Here is a 22,895-nt window from a genome sequence, read left to right on the forward strand (position 1 = left end):
GTGAGGCGGTATTTACGGATCAGGCCGGGGGGCTGCAAGAGCGAAAATGCAGAAAGATGACATTTTTTTCTCATTTCTCGATTGTTCCCCAAAATCTGGGGGTTAGCGCAATCTTCGCAACTAGGCGCCCGGGGCGTTGCGCAAGAAGATTGCGCGGCGCAGCCTCAGCCCCTTCTCGGACCGGCAAACGGCCCGACGGGGCGCCCGAGTCACCCCGAATCCGGCCGAGTCAGGCGGTTCGGGCCGCCGCGCGGCGCCAGGACCAGAGCGCCCTGAGGGCCAGAAGCGCCGCCACACCGGCAAGATAGAGCATCGGTTCCAGCGGCCAGGCCTTAACCAGCATCATGTAGTGGATCGCTCCGGCGGCGGCGGCGACATAGGTCAGCTTGTGCAGCTTGCCCCAGGCCACGGCCCCCATCCGGCGCACCGAGAGATTGTTCGAGGTGATCGCCAGCGGCAGCATCACCGCGAAGCCCAGCATGCCGATGGTGATGTAGGGCCGCTTGAGGATATCGGCGCCGATCTCTGTCCAGCGGAACTGGATGTCGAGGCCGAGCCAGACCATCAGGTGCAGGGCTATGTAGAAGAAGGACAGAAGGCCCAGCGCCCGGCGGTACTTGATCAGGCTGACCCCGGTGAAGCGCCGCAGGGGCGTGACGCAGAGCGTGGCCACAAGGAACTGGAGCCCGATCTTGCCGACCTTGTGCTCGAGCGTCTTGACCGGATCGACGCCGAGGTCGCCGGTGACGATCAACCAGGCCAGCCAGCCCAGCGGCAACAGGCCGAAGAAGTAGAGCGGCCAGGCCGGCAGTTTGCGCAGCTTGCCGTTGATGGTTTGAGAGAGAGTCATTGGACCTCGCAGCAGCTTCGGCCGTCCTGCACCGGTGGACAGGGCACGGTGCCGTAGGAACAGAAGACGCAGCAATCGCCGGGCTTGGGCCGGAGACGCGCGCCGCAGGACGGGCAGTCGTAGAAGAAGGCGCAGGCATCGACCGGCATCGTCTCGGTCTGGCGATGCCCGCATTCGGGACAGGTCAGGGTGGAGCGCAGCTCCATCCTCAATAGTGCTTCTTCAGATCCATCCCCTTGTAGAGCCCGGCCACCTGGTCGCCATAACCGTTGAACATCAGCGTATCGACGCGCTTGGCGAAGAGGCCGCCACCGATCCGCCGCTCGCTCTTCTGGCTCCAGCGCGGATGGTCGACCTGCGGGTTCACGTTGGAATAGAAGCCGTATTCACGCGGGTTCTGCATGTTCCAGGTGGTTTCGGGCTGGCGATCGGTCAGGCTGATATGGACGATCGACTTGATCGACTTGAAACCGTATTTCCACGGCACCACCAGCCGGATCGGGGCGCCGTCCTGCTTGGGCATCGGCTCGCCGTAGATGCCGGTGGCGAGGATCGTCAGCGGATGCATCGCCTCGTCCAGCCGCAGCCCCTCGCGATAGGGCCAGTCGAGGATGCGGCTCCGCTGGCCCGGCATCTCGGAGGGCCGCAGCAGGGTGCGGAAGGCGACGTATTTGGCGCCCGACTGCACGCCGACGCGGTTCAGCAGCGCCGAGAGCGGGAAGCCGTCCCAGGGGATCACCATCGACCAGGCCTCGACGCAGCGGAAGCGATAGATGCGTTCCTCCAGCGTCACGCCCTTGAGCAGGTCGTCGAGGCCGTAGGTGCCGGGCTTGTCCACCATGCCGTCGATCTTGATGCTCCACGGATCGGTGGTCAGGGTATGGGCGTTGCGCGCCGGGTCGGTCTTGTCGAGGCCGAATTCGTAGAAGTTGTTGTAATTGGTGATCTCCGTCAGCGTGTTCGGCTTTTCGCTGGTCGAGTATTTGCCGGGAACGGTCTTCAGCCGCGCCTCGGCCATTCCCGCCCCCAACCCGGTGGCGGCAAGGGCGCCGGCCCCCGCGATCAGCTGGCGGCGGTTGAGAAACACCTCTTTCGGGGTGATGTCGGACCATTTCAGGTCGGTCGCAAATCGGCTGGCCATCTGTTTCTCCATCAGTCCGGTTGGCTCCACGATACCTGAGACAGACGAACGGGAGCCGGAAAAAGTTTCACTCCGAAACCGCATCTGCCGAGATCGTGAGCCATGTTACAGTAACCAAGGCCGCTGTTACAAAGCGCCGCGCCCCCTTCCCTTCGTCCACAAGTTCTGCACCATGGGGAATTCGCTGGCGCCGGGAGAGGCGGGCAGACCCACAGATAGGGAGGACAGAATGAAGCATTTCGCCCTGGCGCTCGGCGCCGCGATCCTGACCGCAGGCACCGCCCAGGCCGACGAGGGCGCCGTGCCCCCGGTGACGGTGACGGTCGAGGACAGCTTCGACAACGTCGCCTTCGCGATCGAAAGCTCGATCATCGGCAAGGGGCTGGTGGTCGACCATCTCAGCCATACCGGCGACATGCTCGAGCGCACCAAGAAGGATGTCGGCGCGACGCGCACGCTCTATACCCATGCCGACATCTACAGCTTCTGCTCGGCCACCGTCAGCCGCCAGGCGATGGAGGCGAATATCGAGAACGTGCAATACTGCCCCTACGCAATCTTCCTTTACGAGCGCCCGGAAGCGCCCGGCAAGATCGTCGTCGGCCACGCCAAATATCCCGGCAAGTCGATGGCGCCGGTAAACAAGCTGCTCGACGACATCATCGCCGACGCGGTCGGGAACTGAGGCACGGCTTCAGCCCCAGTTGAACTGGACGCGCGGCATACGTGCTGAATGGAACGACGCGCCCTTCGCGTATCGCCGGCACGCCTGTGGCGTGACGGGCTGGCGCTTTGGGGGCTTGCGCGCTTCGCTCAGAATTAAGAGGGGCCTGGCTGCCATAAAGCGCGAAATTCGACGGCTGCGCGCGCCACCCCACGGGCAGCCGCCCGCCCCGCTCACGTTGCGCCAATGAGAGGGATCACAAAGCCCCCGTCTCCCCCTAACGCCCCCGGCTTCCCCTACCGCAAACTCCGCCCCTTGACGATGGCGTCATGGCCGAACCGGCGCCGGATCGCGTCCGTCGCCCGTTCGGCCCCGGCCCGGCGCGCGGCCTCCGGGTCGAGCAGGTCGCCGGTCAGGTCGGCCCGGCTGGCCGGCACCAGGTCGGAGATCCCGACCCCGATCAGGCGGAACGGCCCCGGCTCCTTCACATGGTCCAGCAGCTCCCGTGCCTCGCGATAGATGCGGTCGGCCATCTGGGTCGGCTCGCGCAGCCCGTGGCGCCGGGTCAGCAGCGAGAAGCTCGCCCGCCGCAGCTTGAGCACCACCGTCCCGCCCGCCAGCTCCTTTGCCTTGGCCCGGTCCGACACCTGTTCGGCCAGCCGCCACAGGTGGCCGTCCAGCAGCTCGCGATCCGCGGTATCCTCGAAGAAGGTCGTCTCCTTCGAGATCGACTTGAGCGGCGCGTCGCGGCTGACCCGGCGATTGTCGAGCCCGCGCGCCAGATGCCACAGCCGATCGCCCATCTGGCCGAAACGCTGCCCCAGCTCCTTGCGGTCCCAGCGCAGCAGGTCGGCGATGGTCCGTATCCCCGCGGTCTCCAGCGCCATCTGCCCGGCCGCGCCGACGCCCCAGATGATCCGCACCGGCTTGTCGCGCAGGAAGGCCTCGGTCTCGCCCTTGCCGATCACCGAGAAGCCGCGCGGCTTGTCGAGGTCGGAGGCGATCTTGGCCAGGAACTTGTTGTGGCTCAGCCCGATCGAGCCGGTGACGCCCAGCTCCTGCTCCATCCGCTTGACCAGCCGCGCCAGCATCACCGCCGGCGGCACCCCGTGCAGCCGCGCCGTGCCGGTGAGGTCGAGGAAGGCCTCGTCCAGCGACAGCGGCTCGATCGCCGGGGTCATCTCCTCCATCATCGCCCGGATCCGGCGCGAGACCTCGACATAGGCCGACATGCGCGGCTTGATCACCACCGCCTCGGGGCACAGCTTGAGCGCCTGGAACATCGGCATCGCCGAGCGCACCCCCTTGATCCGGGCGATGTAGCACGCCGTCGACACCACCCCGCGCTTGCCGCCGCCGATGATCACCGGCTTGTCGCGCAGCTCGGGATTGTCGCGTTTCTCGACCGAGGCGTAGAAGGCGTCGCAATCCATGTGCGCGACCGACAGCTCGAACAGCTCGGGATGGGAAACGACACGCGGCGACCGGCAGGCCGGACAGCGGGTGCCGGTCTCGAACGGGGTCAGGCAGTCGCGGCACAAGGCGGGCATGGTGGCCGATCATAGCACCGCCGCGCGGGCGGGAGCCAGAGGCGCCCTGCCCCCTTCGGCCGGCGATGTCTCGAATGCGAGGGCGGGCAGAGGCCGCACCTGTCCGCCCGCCCCGCCCCGGCCTCAGCGCAGGCTGAAGTCGTAGGACAGCGACAGCACCGCGATGCCCTTGTCGACCGTGGTGTCGTGCCAGGTCAGGTCGACATTGGCGGCGTCGCTAAGGGCGTAGCTGCCGCCGACCGACCAGTAGCTGTGGCTGTTCTCGACGCGGCCATAGCCGGCCGCGACCGCGAAACGTTCGCCGATCTGCTGGCCGATCGAGGCCGAAATATCAGACTCCCGGGCGTCGGGGTCATAGGCGATGTTGAGGCCGAGCTCGGTGCCCTCGGCCGGCGCGCCGGAGAGGTCGAGCACCAGCTGGCCGCTGCTGGCGTCCCAAGGCGCGGTGTAGAAATAGCGGACATAGCCGAGATCGACCGCGAGCGGGCCGAACTGGGTCCGGTAGCCGAGACTGATGTCGAACTCGGCGGAATGGCCGGCCAGCGAGGAGGACAGGTTCGAGGCCCAGAGCCCGGCATAGGCCCCGCCATAGCCCAGTTCGATCGAGGGCTGGAACGCGGCCCCGGTGGTCTGCTGCTGGCCGCTGGCCATGTAGCGGCTGGTCAAGGTGAGGTTGCCGTCGATCGTCAACTCGGCGGCCGCGGCCGCGGCCGGGGCCGACAACAACGACAGGGCGACGACGGGGAGGAAGGGAAGGTGCGCGCGCATTCGTAACTCCTGAGTGATTCCATCAGGATTACCGGGTGGCGCATATTCCTGACAAAAACAATCAATTTATCGCGATGACGCCAAGTCAGCCGCGATCCGCGCCCCATGGCGGCGCGCGGAACAGCCCCACGGGATCGAACCGGCGCAGGAAAAAGGCGCGCTCCGGTCTGCCGGGCGCGCCTGTCAGTGTTTTCCGAAATCGGAGGACCGCCGGCTCAGCGCGGCATCAGCGCCCAGTAATCGAGGTCGAGCAGCACCTCGGGGGCGTATTTGCCGTCCTCGCCGCGCAGGGCGAAGGGCGCCGCGCCGTGCTTCACCGCCACCAGCCGCAGCCGGATCGCGCCGACCGAAGGCACCCCGGTCTCGGCCTTGTCCAGCACCTCGGACCAGGCCCGCACGGTGTCGCCGGCAAAGCAGGGATTGGCGTGCGCCCCACCGTTCAGCCCGACGATCATCTGGGCATTGGCCAGCCCGTTGAAGCTCAGCGCCCGGGCGAGGCTGATGACATGGCCACCATAGATCAGCCGCTTGCCGTCCGGGCGGTTGGTGGCATCGAAATGAACCTTCGCCGTGTTCTGCCACAGCCGGGTGGCCAGCATGTGCTCGGCCTCCTCGATGGTGACGCCGTCGACATGGTCGATCTTCTCGCCGATCTCGTAATCGCCCCAGCGATGCGGCTCGCCGGCCAACGTGTAGTCGTAGCCCTCGAAATGCAGCCCCTCGGGCACCACCAGGTCCTCGGCCGCCACCGCCCTGGCCAGCTCGGGCACCACAGGGTCGGGCGCATCGCCCGCACCCGGGTTCCGTTTGCGCACCATCACCCAGCGGACATATTCCAGCACCTTGCGGTCATGCTCGTTCCAGCCCGTCGTCCGCACCCAGACCACGCCCGACTTGCCGTTCGAGTTCTGCTTCAGCCCGATCACCTCGGATTTCGACCGCAGCGTCTCGCCCGGCCAGACCGGGGCCAGCCAGCGGCCCTCGGCATAGCCGAGATTGGCGACGGCGTTGAGGCTGATGTCGGGCACGGTCTTGCCGAAGACCAGGTGGAAGGCGGCAAGGTCGTCGATCGGCGCCGCGTGCAAGCCGCAGGCCCGGGCGAATTCGTCCGAGGAATAGAGCGCCCCGCGGGCCGGGTAGAGCGCGTGGTAGAGCGCCCGCTCGCCGCCCGACACGGTGCGCGGCACGGCATGGGCGATCACCTCGCCCAGGCGGTAATCCTCGAAGAACCGGCCCGGATTGGTCTTCATCAATGCTCTCCCAGCTTGGTTTCCGGCGTGTAGATGCCCGGCACTTCCTTCACCACCGCCTGGCCGCAGCGCATCACGCCGTTGCCGGCGTCATAGGCATAGGTCGGTTCGCCGTAGAGCTCCCAGCCCTTGTTCAGGGCCGCGGTGACCTTGTGGCAGAAGGCCGAAGTGTCGTCCTCGGTCAGAAAGCGATAGAGTTTCATCCGTAGTTCCCCAGGAACGGGCTGTAACCCAGCCAGATGTGAACGAAGGCGATCAGCCCGTACATCACCAGCGCGATGGCGGCGAGCGCCCCGTCGCGCTTGATCCCGCCGGAGGCGGGGCGCTGCCACGGGCCGGCACCGTTGATCAGCGCCATCTCGACCAGCGCCCATAGCCCCATGCCGCCGAACAGGATCAGCGACGGCAGGTCGTTGCGCACCAGCAGGTGGGCAACGGACCAGAGCACCACGCCCCAGAGCATCGGGTGACGGATCTTGGTCCACAGCCAGCCCTTCGACATGCCGGCACCGAAGACGATCAGCGCGATCAGCATCAGCGTGTTGTTGGCATGGCCGTTGCCGGGCATCGCCACCATGTTCGGCATGTTCGGCAGCGCGCGGTAGCCGATCACCATCAGCACCAGCGCCGCCAGCAGCACCAGCCCGGCGAGGCCCTTGCCGGCATCGCCCAATGCGGCACGGGGACCGGGTGCGAGGCGTTTGAACAGATGGGCCACCCACCACAGGGCGACGCCGAGAATAAGAAGGGTCATTGCGCGTCTCCTAACCAGCCTGAAGCGCGGCAATCGCCTCCGCCTTGGCCAGCGTCTGCCGCGCCGTCACGATATGCAGGTTTTCGACAATCTTTCCATCCACAACCGCGACGCCCAGCCCCTCGGCCTCGGCCGCCTCGAACGCGGCGATCTGGCGGCGGGCGAGGTCGATCTCCTCCTCCGACGGCGCGAAGGCGGCGTTGGTGACCTCGACCTGCTTGGGATGGATCAGCGTCTTGCCGTCGAAGCCCATGTCGCGGCCCTGGTCGCATTCGACGCGCAGGCCGTCCTCGTCGAGATAGGCGTTGTAGACGCCGTCGACACAGACAATGCCGTGCGCCCGCGCGGCCAGCAGGCAGATCTGCAGGCTGGCGATCAGCGGCAGGCGGTCGGCGCGGAAGCGGGTGCCGAGGTCCTTGGCCAGGTCATTGGTGCCCAGCACCATGCCCTGCAGCCTCGGATGGGCGGCGATCTCGGCGGCGTTGAGAATGCCCAGCGGCGTCTCCATCATCGCCCAGAGCGGCACGTCGGCGATGGCGGCGGCCACCGCGTCGAGATCTGCGGCCGAATTGACCTTGGGGATCAGGATCGCGTCGATCGGCAGCCCGGCAAAAGCGGCGACGTCGTCACGGCCCCAGTCGGTGTCGAAGCCGTTGATCCGCACGATCCTGGCCCGGCCGCCGTAATCGGTCTCGGCCAGCGTCCTGGCCAGCAGCGCCCGGGCGTTCGCCTTCTCCTCGACCGCCACCGCGTCCTCGAGGTCGAAGATGATCGCGTCGACCGGCAACCCGCGCGCCTTTTCCAAGGCCCGCTCTTTCGAGCCGGGGATGTAAAGCACCGAACGCCAGGGACGGGACCGCGGATCCATGATTCTTTCTCCTCGCAACATTGTTTCGCCACAGACCACATTCGCGGCATATTCGGCAAGGGCGAATTCGCCGCAACGCAGAAAATCCGTGGCGTTCCTCCGCCGAAGTTCCGATTGCCCCCATCGCGGCGCATTGCGGCGGGTGGGGCTTTGCCGCTATGCCTTGCGGGACTTGGGGAGGATGGACGAATGGACCTGCGCGCGATCGGGATGGGACTGGCCTTCGCGCTGATGTGGTCCTCGGCCTTCACCTCGGCGCGGATGATCGTGGCCGAGGCCGCACCGCTCCACGCCCTCGCCCTGCGTTTCCTGATCTCCGGCGGGCTCGGCGTCATCATCGCCTTCGCGATGGGCCAGCGCGCCCGCCTCACCCGCAGCCAGTGGCGCGCCACCATCGTCTTCGGCATCTGCCAGAATGCGCTCTATCTCGGGCTCAACTTCGTCGCCATGCAATGGGTCGAGGCCTCGCTCGCCGCCATCGTCGCCTCGACCATGCCGCTGATCGTCGCCTTCGCCGGCTGGCTGCTCTTCGGCGAGAAGGTGCGGCCGCTGGGCATCCTCGGCCTGAGCGCCGGGGTGATCGGCGTTGCCGTGATCATGGGCTCGCGCCTGTCAGAAGGCGTCAGCCTGCCGGGGCTTGCCCTCTGCGGGATGGGCGTGCTGGCGCTGTCCTTCGCGACGCTGTCGGTGCGCAGCGCCTCCTCGGGCGGCAACGTGCTGATGATCGTCGGGTTGCAGATGCTGGTCGGCAGCGCCTGCCTCGGCACCGTCGCCGCCGTAGCCGAGCCCTGGCACGTGACCTGGAGCGCGCGCCTGGTCACTGCCTTCGCCTATACCACTCTGGTGCCGGGGCTGGCGGCGACCTGGGTCTGGTTCACGCTGGTCAAGCGGATCGGCGCGGTCCGGGCCGCCACCTTCCACTTCCTCAACCCGTTCTTCGGCGTCGCCATCGCGGCGACGCTGCTGCACGAGGGGCTGGAATGGGCCGACGTCCTCGGCGTGGCGATCATCGCCGCCGGCATCCTCGCCGTGCAGCTGTCGCGCCAGAGCGAACGGCGGATGCCGGTCCCGGTCGCCCCGCAAGCGGCGACGCAGCAGGGCTGAAACAGATCTGACAAGCCCGTGTAGACCGTAACAATCCATTGGGCAGAGGGTCTGTATCCCGAATGATGGACAGGCCCGGACGGGACGAAGCGGAAAGGAAACGGCACGGCGATGGAATTGATCCTTGGATATGGCGCGGGGCTCTTGACGCTGATCAATCCCTGCGTGCTGCCGGTGCTGCCGATCGTGCTCGCCACCGCGTTGCAGGCCAGCCGCTGGGGGCCGGTGGCGCTGGCCGCCGGGATGTCGCTGGCCTTCGTCGCCTTCGGCATGACCCTCGCCATCGCCGGCCGTAGCCTCGGCTTCGGCCCGGACGAACTCGCCCGCGGCGCCGCGCTGCTCATGGTCGGCTTCGGCCTCGTGCTGCTGGTGCCCCGGCTCAACCGCGGCTTCGCGCTGGCCACCGCCGGCATGGCCGGCCGCGCCGACCGCGGCATGGACCGGATCGAGACCGGCGGCGCCGGCGGCCAGTTCCTCGGTGGGCTGCTGCTCGGCGCGGTCTGGAGCCCCTGCGTCGGCCCGACGCTGGGCGGCGCCATCTCGCTCGCCGCCCAGGGCCAGGACCTGGGCCGCGCCACCGCCATCATGGCCAGCTTCGCACTCGGCGTCTCGACCGTCATCCTCGGCCTCGGCTACGGCGCCCGCCAGGCCCTGCGCCGGCGCCAGTCGGCCCTGCGCGCGCTGGCCGACTGGGCCAAGCCGGTGATGGGGATCACCTTCACCGCCGTCGGCCTGATGCTCTTCTTCCAGCTCCATCACGTGATCGAGGGCTGGCTGCTCTCCGTCCTGCCCTACTGGCTGCAGGATCTCTCGGTTTCGATCTGAAAGGAATCCGCCATGAACAGACGCGATTTTGTCCTGCTGACCGCCGCCGTCACCCTCGCCGCGCCGCTCGGCGCCACCCGGCTGCGGGCCGAGACGGTGACCTACAAGCCCGGCGTGGTGTCCGAGGCGCTCGACGCCGGCAAGACGGTCTTCGTCGACTTCTACGCCTCCTGGTGCTCGACCTGCCAGACCCAGCACCGGGTGATGGACACGCTCAAGGCCGGCAACCCGGACTACGAGAAGAACATCGTCTTCGTCGTCGTCGACTGGGATAGCTACAAGGACGGCATGCTGTCGGCCGAGCTGAAGATCCCGCGCCGCTCGACGCTGGTCGTGCTGAAGGGCGACAAGGAACTCGGCCGCATCGTCGCCGGCACCTCGCGGGCCCAGATCAAGGCGCTGATGGACACCGCACTGATGGCCGCGACCTCCACCTGACCCCGGCGTCGCCGGGGGCGCTGCCCCCGTCGCCAGGGGCGACTCCCCCGGAGTATTTTCGCAAAGGTGAAAGGCAGAAGAGTCTCTTGCCCACTTTCTGCTCGAAAATATCACGGGGGGCGCCATTGGAACGCCATTGGTCCGAGCGACAATGGCGCCGGGGCAGCGCCCCGGCCTTCAGAACGGCACCGGCGCCTTGAAGGTCACGCCCCTGCCGCCGTCGGGATGGTTCACCCGCAGGCTCTCGGCATGCAGCATCAGGCGCGGGAAGTCGCGGGCCGGACCCTCGGCGTAGAACGGATCGCCGAGGATCGGGTGACCGATCTCCATCATGTGGACGCGGAGCTGGTGGCTGCGGCCGGTATGCGGCATCAGCCGGACGCGGGTCGTCTCGCCCGTCGGCTCCTGCTCGTAGCGCAGCACGCGCCAGTCGGTCACGGCCGGCTTGCCGGTCTCGTGGTTCACATGCTGGCGCGGGCGGTTGGGCCAGTCGACGATCAGCGGCAGGTCGACGGTGCCGGTGCGCTGCTCGAGCCGGCCCCAGAGCCGGGCGACATAGACCTTCTTGGTCTTGCGCTGCTCGAATTGCAGCGACAGGGCGCGCTGCGCCGCCTTGGTCAGGGCGAAGACGATGACGCCCGAGGTGTCGCGGTCGAGCCGGTGGACCAGCAGCGCCTCGGGGAACACCTTCTGGGCCCGCGCGATCAGGCAGTCGGACAGGTGTTCGCCCTTGCCCGGCACCGTCAGCAGGCCCGAGGGCTTGTCGAGCACCAGCAGGTGATGATCGTGATGCAGGATGCGCAGCGGCTCCTGTGGCGGGGCGTAGCCGGTCATGCGCCCGAGGGCGTTGGCGGGATCATCCGCTTGATTGCGGCGACGTGGCTGGCGCTGGCGCCGCGGGCGTCAGCGGTGAGCTCCGCCACCGTTTCCAGCAGCGCGCCCGGCTCGGTCAGCCGGTCGATCAGCCCCCAGCCCAGCGCCTCTTCCGCCGTCGCCTTGACCCCGGCCATCAGGATCATCTTGGCCCGCGCCGGCCCGACCAGCGCAGCCAGCCGGCCGGGATCGGAGGGCTGGGGCAGGAAACCGAGCTTCATCACCGGGTAGAAGACCTTGGCCGAGGGCACCGCGATGCGCAGGTCGCAGGCCAGCGCCATGCCCATCGCCCCGCCCGCCAGCGTGCCGTTCAGCGCCGCGACGGTCAGGCAGGGCAGCGCGGCGATCCGGCCCGAGAGCCGTTCCCAGACCCCGTCGGTCGCCAGCCCGGCCCGCGCCTCGTCGAGATCGGCCCCGGCCGAGAACACCTTGCCGGCGCCGGTGATCACCAGCACGCGGGCGCCGTCGTCGCCGGCCCGCCGAGCAATATCGTCGAGCTCCTCCAGCATCGCCCGGGTCAGCGAATTGGCCTTGTCGGGCCGGTTCAGGGTGACGGTCCAGAGCCCGTCCTCGATCTCCAGCCCGATCATTCGATCAGGCCCACGCGGCGGCGGATATCCTCGTCGCGCAGGGCGATCTCCTGGCCGAGGAAATCGTCGGCCTCTGGCGTGCACATCCACAGCAGGGTCCGGGCCGGCCAGTCGGCGGGGATATGGACCTCGGGGTCGAGCTGGCTGACCGGGTTGATGCCGCTGGCGCGGATCTTGACCTGCATCTCGGTCGCCACCGTGCCCGGCGACAGCCCCATGATGCGCAGGCCGGAATGGCCGGCCTCGTGATGCGCCACCCGGGTCAGCATCGCCGCGCCGGCCTTGGCGCTGCAATAGGCGCTCCAGCCTTCCAGCGGGTTGTGGGCGGCGCCCGAGCTGACGGTGATGATGGTGCCCGCCTTGCGCGCCAGCATCCCCGGCATTACCGCGCGCATGCCGTGGAACACGCCCTTGAGGTTGATGTCGATCGCCTTGCCCCAGGCCTCCGGGTCGGCCTTGGCCAGCGGCGCGATCGGCTCGATCACCCCGGCATTGTTGATCAGCACGTCAACGGGGCCGAAGGCGGCCTCGAGCCGGGCGATGGTGCCGGCCAGCGCGCCCGCGTCGGCGATATCGCAGGGCAGCGCCATCGCGGCCGGGCCGATCTCGGCCGCCAGCGCCCCGATCGCCTCGCCGCTGCGGGCGATCAGGCCGACCTTCGCCCCGGCCTCGGCGAAGACCCGCGCCGCGGCCGCGCCGATACCGCGGCTGGCTCCGGTGATCGCGACAACCTTGCCTGTCATGTCCATCGGTCTCTCCCTGACGAATTTCCGCCTTCTCTGTTATCCTATCGTAACGACGGGCGGAATCCCTTGACCATTCTCGCCGCTCGCAAGATTGTTCCGCAAAGCATTTCAACAGGAAGGCTTCCTTATGTCACAGAAACTTGCCATTTGCGGCGGCTCGGTTCTCGCCCTTCTGCTGGCGACGACGGCGGTGCAGGCCGACGTCACCGCCGAACAGGTCTGGAACAACTGGAAGGCGCTGATCGCCGCCAACGGCCCGACCGTCACCGCCGGCAGCGAGACCAAGACCGGCGACACGCTGGTGATCCGCGACGTCACGCTGAGCTCGGAAACCAAGGACGCCAAGATCAGCGGCACGATGGCCGAGATCGACCTGCGCGAGCAGGGCGACGGCAGCGTCGCAGTCACGATGTCGCCCGAGTGGCCGGTCGACATGACGGTGACGCCGCCCGAGGGCAAGCCGACCGAGATGCAGATGAAGTTCAGCCAGAGCGGGCTGCGCATGGTGGTCTCGGGCAGCCCGGGCAACATGAACTACAGCTACGAGATCCCCAGCTTCGCGGTGAAGATGGACGGGATGAAGGCCGACGGCAAGGATGTCGACCTCACGGTCGATATCGGCCTGACCGGGATGAAGGGGCAGAACCTGGTCAAGGGGACCGAGACCCGGACCACGGCCAGCTCGGGCCGCGCCGACGCGCTGAGCTACACGGTCTCGGCCAAGAACCCCGACGGCAAGGGCACCTTCGACGCCAAGGGCAAGCTGACCGGGCTGACCTTCACCTCGAACGCGACGCTGGTCGGCAAGATGGACATGGCCGACATGAACGCCGCGCTGCAGGCCGGTCTGGCGATGGACGCCTCCTTCTCCTACGCCAGCAGCCAGATGACATCGGACTTTTCCGACAAGGGCTCGCAGATGCATAGCGAGACCAGCGGCGGCGGCGGCACGCTGGATTTCGCCTTCGACAAGAACCGGCTGAAATACGGTGCCAGCGGCAAGGACATGAAGATGACCTTCAGCGGCTCGCAGATCCCGATGCCGCAGGTGACCGTCCAGATGACCGAGGCCGCCTTCAACCTGCTGATGCCGACCTCGAAATCCGACACGCCGCAGGATTTCGGCCTGCTGGTCAAGCTGGCCGGGCTGAAGGTGAATGACGAGGTCTGGTCGATGATCGACCCGCAGAAGGTGCTGCCGCGCGATCCGGCGACGCTGGTGGTCGATCTGGCGGGCAAGGCGAACTGGCTGTTCGACATCTTCGATCCGGCCCAGCAGAAGGCGCCGCCGAAAGAGCCGATCAAGCTCCACGAAGTCACCCTGAAAAACCTCGACGTCGCCGCCGCCGGGGCCGAGCTGACCGGCACCGGCAGCTTCACCTTCGACAATTCCGACACCACCACCTTCAACGGCATGCCGAAGCCGACCGGCGCGGTCGATCTCAAGCTGGTGGGCGGCAACGGGCTGATCGACAACCTGGTCAAGATGGGCCTGGTGCCCGCCGACCAGGCCTCGGGGGCGCGGATGATGCTCGGTCTCTTCGCCCGGCCCGGCGACGGCCCGGACACCATGGTCTCGAAGATCGAGGTCACGCCCGAGGGCGAGGTGCTCGCCAACGGCCAGCGGCTGCAGTAACGCCCCCGCCTCCTGTTGCGCCCGGCCCCGCGCCGGGCGGCGCCCGTCCCGGCCGCCGGGGCGGGCGGTTCTCGTTCCGGCCGGTCGGCGCCCCCCTCTCGTGCTTGCGCGAAACGCCACAGCGCACTAGGTGCGTAGGGTCCGCTACAAGGGGTTCACGATGCCGACCACGCTTTCCGATCTCACCGACGCCCTGCTTCAGGCCGCCCGGCGCGCCGGGGCCGAGGCCGCCGATGCCATCGCCGTCGACGGCAGCTCGGTCTCGATCGACGTGCGCGGCGGGGTGCTGGAACAGGCCGAACGCTCGGAAGGGATCGAGATCGGGCTGCGGGTGCTGATCGGCAAGCGCCAGGCCTGCGTCTCGGCCTCGGACACCCGCGACGCCACCCTGGCCGAGATGGCCGAACGCGCGGTAGCGATGGCAAAGGAGGCGCCCGAGGACGCCACCGTCGGCCTGGCCGATCCCGACCAGCTTGCCCGCGACTGGGACCTGGCGGCGCTGGAAATGGCCGACCCGGCGCCCGAGCCCGAGGCGGCGGCGCTCGAGGATGACGCCCGCCGAGCCGAGGCCGCGGCGCTGGCCGTCAAGGGCATCTCGAAAGTCGACGCCGTCGGAGCCGGCTATGGCCGCCGCCGCATCCACCTTGCCGGCACCAACGGCTTCTCGGGCGGCTATACCCGCACCTCGCGCTCGGTCTCCTGCGTCGCCATCACCGGCGCGGGCACGGCGATGGAGCGCGACTATTACGGCGACGGCCGTGTCTTCCAGTCCGACATGATGGCCCCGGAAGAGGTCGGCCGGCTGGCCGCCGAGCGCACCGTCGCCCGCGCCGGCGCCCGCAAGCCGCCCTCCGGCGCCTACCCGGTGCTTTACGACGAGCGCGTCGCCAGCTCCCTGATCGGCCACCTTCTCGCCGCCAGCAACGGCGCCGCCATCGTCCGCGGCTCGAGCTGGCTGCGCGACAATCTCGGCGAACAGGTGCTGCCCGCCGGGCTGTCGGTGATCGAGGACCCGCACCGGCCCCGGGTCTCGGGCACGCGCCCCTTCGATGCCGAGGGCCTGCCGACCGCCCGCCGCACCCTCGTCGACAATGGCGTGCTGACCGGCTGGACGCTCGACCTCGGCACCGCGCGCAAGCTGGGGCTTTCCAGCACCGCCAACGCCGCGCGCGGCACCTCTTCCCCGCCCTCGCCATCGACCTCGAACATCGCCCTGACCGAGGGCACGCAAAGCCGCGACGAGCTGATGCGCGAGATGGGCACCGGCCTGCTGGTCACCTCGCTGATGGGCTCGTCGATCAACCCGACGACCGGCGACTATTCGCGCGGCGCCTCGGGCTTCTGGATCGAGGGCGGCGAGATCGCCTACCCGGTCAACGAATGCACCATCGCCGGCAACCTGCACGAGATGCTGCGCAGCCTGATCCCGGCCAACGACGCCCGCCACTACCTGTCGACCGTCGTGCCCAGCCTGCTGGTCGAGGGGCTCACCCTTGCCGGCGCATGACGATCTCGCGCTGCTGATCGAGGCGGCGCGGGCGGCGGGAGAGATCGCCCTGCGACACTGGCGCAGCGATCCCGAGGCCTGGGACAAGCCGGCCGGCGCCGGCCCCGTCACCGAGGCCGACCTCGCCGTCGACCGGATGCTGGCGGCCGAGCTGACCGCCGCCCGGCCCGATTACGGCTGGCTGTCGGAGGAGAGCGAAGACAACATCGCCCGGCTCGAAACCGAACGGCTGTTCATAATCGACCCGATCGACGGCACCCGCGCCTTCATCGCCGGCGAGGAAACCTTCGCCCATTCTCTGGCGGTGGTCGAGAACGGCGAGGTGCTGGCCGGGGTGGTCTACCTGCCCGCGCTCGACCGGCTCTACAGTGCCGCCGCCGGCGAACCGGCCCGGCGCGACGGCGCCGTGCTGCGGGTGTCGGGCCAGGCCGAGATCGCCGGCGCCAGCATGCTGACGACGGGCGCCAACCTGCGGCCCGAGCAATGGCCCGGCGGCGTGCCCGAGATCCGCCGCGCCTTCCGCAACTCGCTGGCCTATCGGCTCTGCCTGGTGGCCGAGGGGCGGCACGATTCGATGCTGACCCTGCGCGACGCCTGGGAATGGGACGTCGCCGCCGGCGACCTGATCGCCCGCCAGGCCGGCGCGGCGGTCACCGACCGCTTCGGCGCCGCGCTGCGCTTCAACGCCCAGCACCCGCAGACGCGGGGCGTGCTGGCCGCCCCGCCGGCCCTGCATGCACGGCTGCTCGAAAAGCTGACCCGCGGCTAGGAAACCGTGGCCCGCCCACCGCTTGTCGGCTAGGCTGGTTCGGCCGGGAAAGAGGAGCCCGGCGCCAGCTTGGGGAGGAGGCTGCAATGGCGGTTGTGAAAAGCCGGTTCGGCGAGGTCGCGCTGCGCGACCAGAGCATCACGGAACGTCTGTTCGAGGGCATCTCGGGACGCGGCGCCGACCCGGTGCTGATCGACGGGCCGACCGGGCGCGAGGTGACGGCCGAGGGGCTGACCGGCATGATCAAGGCGCTGGCCGGCGGGCTGACCGAGCGCGGCCTGGGCAAGGGCCATGTCCTGGCCCTGATGGCGCCCAATCTGCCCGAATTCGCCGCCGTCTTCCATGGCACCTGCTGGGCCGGCGGCACGGTGACGACGATCAACCCGACCTATACCTGGCACGAGGTCAACCACCAGCTGACCGATTCCGACGCCGAGATCCTCGTCACCATCTCGCATTTCGCCGAGACCGCGCAGAAGGCCGTCGAAGGCACCCGGGTGCGCGAGATCGTCCTGATCGACGGCGACATCACGCCCGTCGAAGGCACCACCCCGTTCAGCGCCCTGATGGGCCCGCCGCTGGCGGCGCAGGCGCCGGTCGATTACGACACCGACATCGCCGTGCTGCCCTATTCCTCGGGCACCACCGGCCTGCCGAAAGGCGTGATGCTCAGCCACCGCAACCTGGTCGCCAATGTCGACCAGTCGCTCGCCACCACTGACACCAAGCCGGGCGAGCGCACAGTGGGCTTTTTGCCCTTCTTCCATATCTACGGCATGACCGTGCTGATGAACGTCGCCCTGGTCGCCGGCGGCACCGTCGTCACCATGCCGCGCTTCGATCTCGAGCTGTTCCTCAAGCTCAACCAGGACCACAAGGCGCGCCAGCTCTGGCTGGTGCCGCCGGTGGCGGTGGCGCTGGCCAAGCATCCGCTGGTCGACCAGTACGACCTGTCGACGGTCGCGTTCGCCGTCTCCGCCGCCGCGCCGCTGGGCGCCGATCTGGCCAATGCCCTGGGCCAGCGGCTGGGCTGCGAGGCGGCGCAGGGCTACGGCATGACCGAGCTCAGCCCGGTCTCGCATGTCTCGCCGCACGGGCTGGCGCGGGCCGGTTCGGTCGGCCTCGCCGTGCCCTCGACCGACTGCCGCATCGTCGATCCCGAGACGTTGCTGGACGTCGCGACCGGGGAAGAGGGCGAGCTTTGGGTGCGCGGGCCGCAGGTGATGAAGGGCTATCTCAACAACCCCGAAGCCACCGCCGAGACCATCGTCGAGGGCGGCTGGCTGCGCACCGGCGACCTCGGCTGCCATGACGCGGACGGCTATCTCTACATCCGCGACCGGGTGAAGGAGCTGATCAAGTACAAGGGCTTCCAGGTGCCGCCGGCGGAACTGGAAGCAGTGCTGATGGCCCATCCGGCGATCGCCGACGCCGCCGTGATCGGCCTCCCGGACGACGAGGCGGGCGAGGTGCCGGTGGCCTTCGTCGTCCCGGCCCCGGGCGCGGCGCCGACCGTCGAGGAGATCCTCGCCCATACCGGCGAGCAACTGGCCCATTACAAGCAGCCGGCCCGGGTGATCTTCGCCGAGACGATCCCGAAATCCGCCTCCGGCAAGATCCTGCGCCGCGAATTGAAGGCCCAGCTGACCGCCACCTGACCCGGCCGCCTGACCCGATTGCGCGGCTGCGCCGCAAGCCTTCTGGCACTGCGTGCGGTCCGGGGGCGCTGCCCCCGTCGCCCAAGGGCGACTCCCCCGGAGTATTTTCGCAAAGGTGAATTGGCGAAGCCGGACTTCTGTCCTTTCATCTTCACGGAAATATCCCGGGGGTCCGGGGGCAGCGCCCCCGGCCAGCGGACGGCATTTACCATTGCGGACGGCACGGCTAGGGTCGGCCGGCTGCCCGATCCCTGGAGTACCCCGTGTTCCTGCGTGCCTACCTGTTTCTCGTCACCACCGCCCTGTGCTGGGGCGCGAACGCAATCGCCGGACGGCTGGCCGTGGGACATATCAGCCCGTTCCTGCTGACCTCGGCGCGCTGGGGGCTGGCGATGGCGGCGGCCGCGGCACTGGGGGCGCCGCATCTGCGCCGCGACTGGCCGGCGATCCGGCGCAACCTGCCGCTGCTCTTCGCCTTCGGCACCGTCGGCTTCACCTGCTTCAACGCCGCCTATTACACCGCCGCCGCCTATACCACGGCGCTGAATATCGTCATCATCCAGGCCGGGATGCCGCTGATCATCTTCGCGCTGAACTTCGCCCTGTTTCGCAGTGCGGTCAGCGGGGCCCAGGCGCTGGGCTTCCTGCTGACCCTGACCGGGGTCGCCGCCACCGTCAGCAACGGCAGCCTGGCGACGCTGCTGCATCTGCAGTTCAACCGCGGCGACGCGCTGATGCTGCTCGCTATCCTGTTCTACGGCGGCTACACCGCCGCGCTGCGCTGGAAGCCGCGGATGCACTGGCTGAGCTTCATGGCGGCGATCGCCGGCGGCGCCTTCGTCGCCTCGCTGCCGCTGACCGGCTGGGAGATCGCGAGCGGCCGGGTGCTGTGGCCCGACGCGCAGGGCGTCGGCGTGGCGGTCTTCGCGGCGCTGTTCCCCGGGCTGATTGCGCAGGCGAGCTTCATCGCCGGCACCGAGCTGATCGGCAGCAACCGCGCCGGGCTGTTCGTCAACCTGGTCCCGGTCTTCGGCGCGATCATGTCGGTGCTGATCCTGGGCGAGCAGCTGCGCGTCTACCACCTGGTCGGGCTGGGGCTGGTGCTGTCGGGCGTGGCGATGGCCGAACGCAAGCGGCGGGTCGCTACTCCGCCGCGGTCAGCGCCCTGACGATCGCCTTGGCGCTGTCGCTATCCCAGTCGGCATCGCCGATCAGCCGGCCGATCTCGCGCCCCTCGGGGTCGAGGATAAGGGTCACCGGCAGGCCCATGACGCCGATCTGATGTGCCAGCGCGCCATGCGGGTCGAGCATCACCGGCAGGTTGGCGATCTTGTCCTCGGCGAAGAAGCGTTTCACCGCCGGGACCGAGTTGCGCAGCGTCGCCACCGGCAGCACCTGGAACTTCGCGCCGCCCAGATCGGCCTGCAGCCGGTCGAGCGTCGGCATCTCCTTGCGGCAGGGCGCGCACCAGGTGGCCCAGAAGTTCAGCACGACATACTTGCCGCGATACTCCGCCAGGCTGTGCTCGCCGCCCTCGGCATCGTAGATCGGCGTATCGGGAAGCGCCTTCGGCTCCTGATGGAAGGACAGCTTCTTCATGTCGCCCGCGCGCAGCGCCGAGAGCGCCGCCATGTCGGGGACGCTTTCGGCCAGCGCGGCATTTGCACCAAGGGCAAGGGCCGCGTATAGGACGGCGGTACGGACCAGATGCATATTCCCTCCTGGGGGCCAGATGAGCGACCCGAAAATGACCGACACGCGCAAGACTGCAAACACCATGTGGGGCGGACGTTTCGCCGCAGGCCCCGATGCGATCATGGAGGCGATCAACGCCTCGATCGGCTTCGACAAGCGGCTTTACGCCCAGGACATCCGCGGCTCGCGCGCCCATGCCGCGATGCTGGCCGCGCAGGACATCATCTCGTCTAGCGACGCCGAGGCGATCGGGGAAGGGTTGCTCACGGTTTTGTCAGAGATCGAGGCGGGCGAGTTCGCCTTCTCGACCGCGCTGGAAGACATCCACATGAATGTCGAGGCGCGGCTGAAGGAGATCATCGGCGAGCCGGCCGGGCGGCTGCACACCGCACGCTCGCGCAACGACCAGGTGGCGACCGATTTCAAGCTCTGGGTCCGCGACCAGATCGACGCGGCGATCGCCGGGATCGAGGCGCTGCAGCGCGCCTTCCTGACCCAGGCCGAGGCCGGGGCCGACTGGGTGATGCCCGGTTTCACCCATCTACAGACCGCCCAGCCGGTCACCTGGGGCCATCACATGATGGCCTATGTCGAGATGCTGGGCCGCGATGCAAGCCGCTTCCGCGACGCCCGGGCACGGATGAACGAATGCCCCTTGGGCGCCGCCGCACTGGCCGGCACCTCCTTCCCGATCGACCGCCACATGACGGCCGAGGAACTGGGCTTCGACCGGCCGGCGGCCAACAGCCTCGACGCCGTCGCCGACCGCGACTTCGCGCTGGAATTCCTCTCGGCCGCCTCGATCTGCGCCATGCACCTGAGCCGCTTCGCCGAGGAGCTGGTGATCTGGTCCTCGGCCCAGTTCCGCTTCGTCCGGCTGTCCGACGGCTTCTCGACCGGCTCCTCGATCATGCCGCAGAAGCGCAACCCCGACGCGGCCGAGCTGCTGCGGGCCAAGGTCGGCCGCATCCTCGGCGCCTCCTTCGCGCTGTTCACGGTGATGAAGGGGCTGCCGTTGGCCTATTCCAAGGACATGCAGGAGGACAAGGAACAGGTCTTCGACGCCGCCGACAACCTGATGCTCAGCCTTGCCGCGATGGAAGGCATGGTGCGCGACATGAGCGCCAATCGCGAGGCGCTGGCCGCCGCCGCCGGCGCCGGCTTCTCGACCGCGACCGACCTCGCCGACTGGCTGGTGCGCGCGCTGGGCCTGCCGTTCCGCGACGCCCACCATGTCACCGGCAGCCTCGTCGCGCTGGCCGAGGAGAACGGCTGCGACCTGCCCGACCTGACGCTGGAGCAGATGCAGCAGGTTCACAGCGGCATCACGGCGCAGGTCTTCGACGTCTTGGGAGTGGACAACTCGGTCGCCAGTCGCACATCCTATGGCGGCACCGCGCCGGCCCAGGTGCGGGCGCAGATCGCCCGCTGGAACGAGGTTCTTGGATGAGGATCGCCCTGTTGTTGTCCTTGCTGGCCCTGGCGGCCTGCGGCGCCGATGGTGAACCCATCGCGCCGCTGCGCCATCCGACGAAGGACGGCATCACGCTCTACCACAAGGACGGCGCCAAGGTGACGATGTCGGGCGAGGTGCGGCTCGGCGTCACCAAGGAGCTTTGATGTCCCCCCTGCGCCTGACCTATCTCGGCCTCGCGCTCTGGGGCGCCGTGCACCCGCTGGCCCATCTGCTGGGCTGGGTCCGGGCCAACGGCTTCGACCTGTCCGGCATGGTGGCGGCGTGGCAGGCCAACGCGGCCAGCACGGCGCTGATGTGGGACCTGACGATCTCGGCCATCGCCCTGACCGTCTGGATCCTGGCCGAGACCACGGTGCGCCGCAACTGGGGGGCGCTGGCGGCGCTTCCCGCGACCTTCCTGATCGGTGTCTCCTGCGGGCTGCCGCTCTACCTGTTTCTTCGAACCCGTCCGGTGACCTGATGGACCATTTCCTCTACCGCAACGGCACGCTTCACGCCGAAGACGTGCCGCTGACCGAGATCGCGGCGGCTGTCGGCACGCCGTTCTACTGCTATTCCAGCGCCACCCTGACGCGGCATTTCAAGCTGTTCCAGGAGGCGCTGGGCGACCTGCCGAACCTGGTCTGCTTCGCGATCAAGTCGCTGTCCAATGTCGCCGTGCTCAAGCTCCTGGGCGATCTGGGCGCCGGGATGGACGTGGTCTCGGGCGGGGAATACCTGCGCGCCAAGGCCGCCGGCGTGCCGGGCGAACGCATCGTCTTCTCGGGCGTCGGCAAGACGCGCGCGGAGATGCGGCTGGCGCTTGAGGGCGGCATCCGCCAGTTCAACGTCGAGAGCGAGCCCGAGTTGCGGGCGCTGTCCGAGATCGCGACGGAACTGGGCGTCACCGCCCCGATCGCGTTGCGGGTCAACCCGGATGTCGACGCCCGCACGCATGAGAAGATCGCCACCGGCAAGTCCGAGAACAAGTTCGGCATCCCGATCGCCCGCGCCGTGGAGGTCTATGCCGAGGCCGCCGCCCTGCCGGGGATCGAGGTGGTCGGCATCGACGTCCATATCGGCAGCCAGCTGACCGAGCTGGAACCGTTCGAGCTCGCCTTCACCAAGGTCGCCGAGCTGACTGAGACCCTGCGCGCCGCCGGCCACGACATCCGCCGGCTCGACCTCGGCGGCGGGCTGGGCATCCCCTACGAACGCTCGAACGACGCCCCGCCGCTGCCGATCGAATACGGCGCGATGATCCGGCGCGTCCTGGGCCATCTGGACTGCGAGATCGAGATCGAGCCGGGGCGGCTGATCTCGGGCAATGCCGGGGTTCTGGTCGCCGGGGTGGTCTACGTGAAATCGGGCGAGGGCCGCGACTTCCTGATCCTCGACGCGGCGATGAACGACCTGGTGCGGCCGTCGATGTATGGCGCCCATCACGACATCGTCCCGGTGGTCGAGCCCGAGGCCGGGGTCGAGAAGCACCCCTTCGACATCGTCGGCCCGGTCTGCGAGACCGGCGACACCTTCGCCCGCGCCCGGGTGATGCCGCCGCTGAAGGCCGGCGATCTGGTCGCCTTCCGCTCGGCCGGGGCCTATGGCGCGGTGATGGCCTCGGAATACAACAGCCGGCCGCTGATCCCCGAGGTGCTGGTCGATGGCGACCGCTTCGCGGTGATCCGCGCACGTCCGAGCTTTGACGAAATGCTCGGGCGCGATACCATTCCCGAATGGCTGTGAAGGGCGG

26 protein-coding genes are annotated in these 22,895 nt (G+C 68.6%); 13 read left to right on the forward strand and 13 right to left on the reverse strand.

The genetic code is table 11. From position 1 onward, the window contains the following. Positions 1-229 precede the first annotated feature (229 nt). The 3 genes from msrQ to msrP are packed head-to-tail and all read right to left on the reverse strand — an operon-like array spanning position 230 to position 1,991. Entirely contained in the window at positions 230-850 is a 621-nt protein-coding gene (gene msrQ, locus ACFOES_RS09800) for a protein-methionine-sulfoxide reductase heme-binding subunit MsrQ (protein ID WP_377833088.1), read from the reverse strand. Next, the gene (locus tag ACFOES_RS09805) at positions 847-1,056 is read right to left on the reverse strand and encodes a GDCCVxC domain-containing (seleno)protein (protein ID WP_377833089.1); all 210 of its coding nucleotides are present in this window, start codon (positions 1,054-1,056) and stop codon (positions 847-849) included. The genes msrQ and ACFOES_RS09805 overlap by 4 nt, the downstream gene beginning before the upstream one ends. A gap of 2 nt (positions 1,057-1,058) precedes the next feature. Then, complete coding sequence (gene msrP / locus ACFOES_RS09810; protein ID WP_377833090.1) at positions 1,059-1,991, reverse strand: protein-methionine-sulfoxide reductase catalytic subunit MsrP; 933 nt, start codon at positions 1,989-1,991, stop codon at positions 1,059-1,061. Between the two features lie 229 nt (positions 1,992-2,220). Here msrP and ACFOES_RS09815 point away from each other — a divergent pair, with 229 nt between their 5' ends. Then, the gene (locus ACFOES_RS09815; protein WP_377833091.1) at positions 2,221-2,676 is read left to right on the forward strand and encodes a DUF302 domain-containing protein; all 456 of its coding nucleotides are present in this window, start codon (positions 2,221-2,223) and stop codon (positions 2,674-2,676) included. A gap of 275 nt (positions 2,677-2,951) precedes the next feature. On the opposite strand, the gene ACFOES_RS09820 is transcribed toward ACFOES_RS09815, so the two are convergent. The 6 genes from ACFOES_RS09820 to ACFOES_RS09845 form a co-directional block, all read right to left on the reverse strand. Then, entirely contained in the window at positions 2,952-4,205 is a 1,254-nt protein-coding gene (locus ACFOES_RS09820) for a DNA polymerase IV (RefSeq protein ID WP_377833092.1), read from the reverse strand. A gap of 123 nt (positions 4,206-4,328) precedes the next feature. After that, complete coding sequence (locus ACFOES_RS09825) at positions 4,329-4,973, reverse strand: TorF family putative porin (RefSeq protein ID WP_377833093.1); 645 nt, start codon at positions 4,971-4,973, stop codon at positions 4,329-4,331. A gap of 215 nt (positions 4,974-5,188) precedes the next feature. Continuing rightward, entirely contained in the window at positions 5,189-6,223 is a 1,035-nt protein-coding gene (locus tag ACFOES_RS09830) for a MaoC family dehydratase (RefSeq protein WP_377833094.1), read from the reverse strand. Further along, the gene (locus ACFOES_RS09835) at positions 6,223-6,426 is read right to left on the reverse strand and encodes a DUF1737 domain-containing protein (protein ID WP_377833095.1); all 204 of its coding nucleotides are present in this window, start codon (positions 6,424-6,426) and stop codon (positions 6,223-6,225) included. Before ACFOES_RS09835 ends, ACFOES_RS09830 begins: the two co-directional genes overlap by 1 nt. Beyond that, a complete protein-coding gene (locus ACFOES_RS09840; RefSeq protein WP_377833096.1) occupies positions 6,423-6,977 on the reverse strand; it encodes an NnrU family protein in 555 nt (184 codons plus the stop codon). The genes ACFOES_RS09835 and ACFOES_RS09840 overlap by 4 nt, the downstream gene beginning before the upstream one ends. Before the next feature lie 10 nt (positions 6,978-6,987). Further along, entirely contained in the window at positions 6,988-7,845 is an 858-nt protein-coding gene (locus ACFOES_RS09845; RefSeq protein WP_377833097.1) for an HpcH/HpaI aldolase/citrate lyase family protein, read from the reverse strand. A gap of 189 nt (positions 7,846-8,034) precedes the next feature. Here ACFOES_RS09845 and ACFOES_RS09850 point away from each other — a divergent pair, with 189 nt between their 5' ends. The 3 genes from ACFOES_RS09850 to ACFOES_RS09860 all read left to right on the forward strand — a co-directional run bounded on the left by ACFOES_RS09850 (position 8,035) and on the right by ACFOES_RS09860 (position 10,212). Continuing rightward, positions 8,035-8,949, forward strand: a complete 915-nt coding sequence (locus ACFOES_RS09850) for a DMT family transporter (RefSeq protein ID WP_377833098.1) — start codon at positions 8,035-8,037, stop codon at positions 8,947-8,949. Positions 8,950-9,060: 111 nt separating this feature from the next. Next, complete coding sequence (locus ACFOES_RS09855) at positions 9,061-9,774, forward strand: cytochrome c biogenesis CcdA family protein (protein ID WP_377833099.1); 714 nt, start codon at positions 9,061-9,063, stop codon at positions 9,772-9,774. Positions 9,775-9,786: 12 nt separating this feature from the next. Then, positions 9,787-10,212: a thioredoxin family protein gene (locus tag ACFOES_RS09860; RefSeq protein WP_377833100.1), complete on the forward strand. Its 426-nt coding sequence runs from the start codon at positions 9,787-9,789 to the stop codon at positions 10,210-10,212. A 177-nt stretch (positions 10,213-10,389) separates the two neighbouring features. Here the strand turns inward: ACFOES_RS09860 and ACFOES_RS09865 are convergent, their stop codons facing one another. The 3 genes from ACFOES_RS09865 to ACFOES_RS09875 are packed head-to-tail and all read right to left on the reverse strand — an operon-like array spanning position 10,390 to position 12,424. After that, positions 10,390-11,046 (reverse strand): pseudouridine synthase, encoded by a 657-nt coding sequence (locus ACFOES_RS09865; protein ID WP_377833101.1) that lies wholly within the window; start codon positions 11,044-11,046, stop codon positions 10,390-10,392. Beyond that, complete coding sequence (locus ACFOES_RS09870; RefSeq protein WP_377833102.1) at positions 11,043-11,675, reverse strand: enoyl-CoA hydratase/isomerase family protein; 633 nt, start codon at positions 11,673-11,675, stop codon at positions 11,043-11,045. The genes ACFOES_RS09865 and ACFOES_RS09870 overlap by 4 nt, the downstream gene beginning before the upstream one ends. Further along, the gene (locus tag ACFOES_RS09875; protein WP_377833103.1) at positions 11,672-12,424 is read right to left on the reverse strand and encodes an SDR family oxidoreductase; all 753 of its coding nucleotides are present in this window, start codon (positions 12,422-12,424) and stop codon (positions 11,672-11,674) included. Before ACFOES_RS09875 ends, ACFOES_RS09870 begins: the two co-directional genes overlap by 4 nt. A 124-nt stretch (positions 12,425-12,548) precedes the next feature. Here ACFOES_RS09875 and ACFOES_RS09880 point away from each other — a divergent pair, with 124 nt between their 5' ends. The 5 genes from ACFOES_RS09880 to ACFOES_RS09900 all read left to right on the forward strand — a co-directional run bounded on the left by ACFOES_RS09880 (position 12,549) and on the right by ACFOES_RS09900 (position 19,160). Then, entirely contained in the window at positions 12,549-14,057 is a 1,509-nt protein-coding gene (locus tag ACFOES_RS09880) for a DUF2125 domain-containing protein (RefSeq protein ID WP_377833104.1), read from the forward strand. A 160-nt stretch (positions 14,058-14,217) separates the two neighbouring features. Next, positions 14,218-15,564 carry a TldD/PmbA family protein gene (locus tag ACFOES_RS09885; protein WP_377833105.1) on the forward strand — a complete coding sequence of 449 codons (1,347 nt, stop codon included), beginning with the start codon at positions 14,218-14,220 and terminating at the stop codon, positions 15,562-15,564. Next, positions 15,551-16,333, forward strand: a complete 783-nt coding sequence (locus tag ACFOES_RS09890) for a 3'(2'),5'-bisphosphate nucleotidase CysQ (protein ID WP_377833106.1) — start codon at positions 15,551-15,553, stop codon at positions 16,331-16,333. The genes ACFOES_RS09885 and ACFOES_RS09890 overlap by 14 nt, the downstream gene beginning before the upstream one ends. 86 nt (positions 16,334-16,419) lie before the next feature. Continuing rightward, positions 16,420-17,991 (forward strand): AMP-binding protein, encoded by a 1,572-nt coding sequence (locus ACFOES_RS09895; protein ID WP_377833107.1) that lies wholly within the window; start codon positions 16,420-16,422, stop codon positions 17,989-17,991. A 263-nt stretch (positions 17,992-18,254) separates the two neighbouring features. Beyond that, positions 18,255-19,160, forward strand: a complete 906-nt coding sequence (locus ACFOES_RS09900; protein WP_377833108.1) for a DMT family transporter — start codon at positions 18,255-18,257, stop codon at positions 19,158-19,160. Here ACFOES_RS09900 and ACFOES_RS09905 read toward each other — a convergent pair. After that, positions 19,135-19,704 carry a TlpA family protein disulfide reductase gene (locus ACFOES_RS09905; RefSeq protein WP_377833109.1) on the reverse strand — a complete coding sequence of 190 codons (570 nt, stop codon included), beginning with the start codon at positions 19,702-19,704 and terminating at the stop codon, positions 19,135-19,137. The genes ACFOES_RS09900 and ACFOES_RS09905 overlap by 26 nt on opposite strands. 34 nt (positions 19,705-19,738) lie before the next feature. Here ACFOES_RS09905 and argH point away from each other — a divergent pair, with 34 nt between their 5' ends. The 4 genes from argH to lysA are packed head-to-tail and all read left to right on the forward strand — an operon-like array spanning position 19,739 to position 22,888. After that, a complete protein-coding gene (gene argH / locus ACFOES_RS09910) occupies positions 19,739-21,136 on the forward strand; it encodes an argininosuccinate lyase (RefSeq protein ID WP_377833195.1) in 1,398 nt (465 codons plus the stop codon). After that, positions 21,133-21,306 carry an argininosuccinate lyase gene (locus ACFOES_RS09915; protein ID WP_377833110.1) on the forward strand — a complete coding sequence of 58 codons (174 nt, stop codon included), beginning with the start codon at positions 21,133-21,135 and terminating at the stop codon, positions 21,304-21,306. Before argH ends, ACFOES_RS09915 begins: the two co-directional genes overlap by 4 nt. Next, positions 21,306-21,623 carry a DUF2834 domain-containing protein gene (locus tag ACFOES_RS09920; protein WP_377833111.1) on the forward strand — a complete coding sequence of 106 codons (318 nt, stop codon included), beginning with the start codon at positions 21,306-21,308 and terminating at the stop codon, positions 21,621-21,623. Before ACFOES_RS09915 ends, ACFOES_RS09920 begins: the two co-directional genes overlap by 1 nt. After that, a complete protein-coding gene (lysA, locus tag ACFOES_RS09925; RefSeq protein WP_377833112.1) occupies positions 21,623-22,888 on the forward strand; it encodes a diaminopimelate decarboxylase in 1,266 nt (421 codons plus the stop codon). Before ACFOES_RS09920 ends, lysA begins: the two co-directional genes overlap by 1 nt. The last annotated feature ends 7 nt before the right edge of the window (positions 22,889-22,895 follow it).

The sequence above is a fragment of the Acidimangrovimonas pyrenivorans genome (assembly GCF_042643245.1).
Lineage (GTDB): Bacteria > Pseudomonadota > Alphaproteobacteria > Rhodobacterales > Rhodobacteraceae > Acidimangrovimonas > Acidimangrovimonas pyrenivorans.